Genomic DNA, 1,682 nt, shown 5'->3' on the forward strand with positions numbered 1-1,682 from the left:
CGCATGAGTACTGAGATGCACTGGTCCCGTTGGGGCGATCCCGAGATTCTTGCGACGTTCCCGGAGGCGGTGGCGGAGTCTCTCACGGCGGCTTTCGGGGTGACCCGGCCCCGTCCCGCGGTGGAGCGGGAGTCCCTGGTCCTGCCCGCGTGCAGGCTGGACGCGCAGGCGCTGGACATCCTGCGGGAGATCGTGGGTGCCGAGCACGTGGCCACCGACGACACCGCCCGGGTCCAGCACACCCGGGGGAAGTCCACCCCCGACGTCCTGAAGATCCGCGCGGGCGACCTGAGCGACGCGCCGGATGCCGTGGTCCGCCCGGCCGGCCACGACGAGGTCCAGCGGATCATCGAGGCCGCGGTCCGCGCGGACATCGCGCTCGTGCCCTTCGGCGGCGGCACCTCCGTCGTCGGCGGCCTCGCCGCCTCCGGCGACAGCCACACCGGTGTCATCGCGGTCGACCTCGGCCGCATGAACCAACTCGTGAGCCTGGACACCGAGTCCCGGATCGCGGTCCTCGGCCCCGGACTCCTCGGCCCCCGGGCCGAAGCACTCCTGGCCGCCGAGGGACACACCATCGGCCACTTCCCGCAGTCCTTCGAGTACGCCTCGATCGGCGGGTTCGCCGCCACCCGCTCCTCCGGCCAGGCATCCTCCGGCTACGGCCGCTTCGACAGCCTCGTCGTCGCCCTCAAGGTCGCCACCCCCCGCGGCACCCTCGAAGTCGGCACCTCACCCGCCAACGCCGCCGGCCCCGACCTGCGCGAACTCATCCTCGGCTCCGAAGGCGCCTTCGGCATCATCACCGAAGTCTCCGTCCGCGTCCGCCCCGTCCCCGAAACCAGGATCTACGAAGCCTGGCGCTTCGACACCTGGACCCAGGGCACCGCCGCACTGCGCGCGATCGCCCAGGCACGCGTCCAGCCCACCATCCTCCGCCTCTCCGACGAGACCGAGACCGCCACCAACAACCCCCACCTCGGCCTCGACGGCTGCCTCGTCCTCGTCGGCCACGAAGGCACCGACGAAGACGTCACCCACACCCGCGCCCGCACCACCGCCCTCCTCACCACCCACGGCGGCGAACCCCTGGGCACCGACATCGGCGACCACTGGGCCGAGAACCGCTTCAAGGCCCCCTACACCCGCGACACCCTCCTCGACGTGGGCATCCTCTGCGACACCGTCGAGACCTCCACCTTCTGGTCCAACATCCCCGCCCTCTACCAGGCCGTCCAGAAAGCCCTGGCCACCACCCTCGAAACCGACGGCACCCAGCCCATCATCATGTGCCACATCTCCCACACCTACGAAACCGGCGCCTCCCTCTACTTCACCGCCATCGCCCGCCAGAACGACGACCCCGTCACCCAGTGGTACGACGCCAAGGCCGCCGCCTCCGACGCCATGATGGCCACCGGCGCCACCATCACCCACCACCACGCCGTCGGCCGCGACCACCGCGACTGGCTCGCCACCGAACTCGGCACCACCGGCACCGACATCCTCCGCGCCGTCAAACACCACCTCGACCCCACCAACATCCTCAACCCCGGCGCCCTCATCCCCTAACCCCCACCACCACACCAACACAGCACCCCCAACACCACCCCACCGCGCGGCACCACCCCACCACCAGCACAAACACCACCACCGCACCACCCGGCCACAAACCGGCCCCC

Annotated in this window: 1 protein-coding gene; it reads left to right on the plus strand. The window is 70.9% G+C overall.

The genetic code is table 11. The annotated features are described in order from the left end of the window. Window positions 1-3 precede the first annotated feature (3 nt). On the plus strand, window positions 4-1,572 hold the full coding sequence (locus tag ACZ7LB_RS31925) for an FAD-binding oxidoreductase (RefSeq protein ID WP_471473185.1): 1,569 nt from the start codon (window positions 4-6) through the stop codon (window positions 1,570-1,572). Window positions 1,573-1,682: the final 110 nt, after the last annotated feature.

The sequence above is a fragment of the Streptomyces sp. NPDC107521 genome (genome assembly GCF_055598485.1).

What these genes read in the sequence shown, in the direction of transcription:
- ACZ7LB_RS31925 (WP_471473185.1), top strand. Translation starts at nt 4, where the DNA reads ATGAGTACTGAGATGCACTGGTCCCGTTGGGGCGATCCCGAGATTCTT.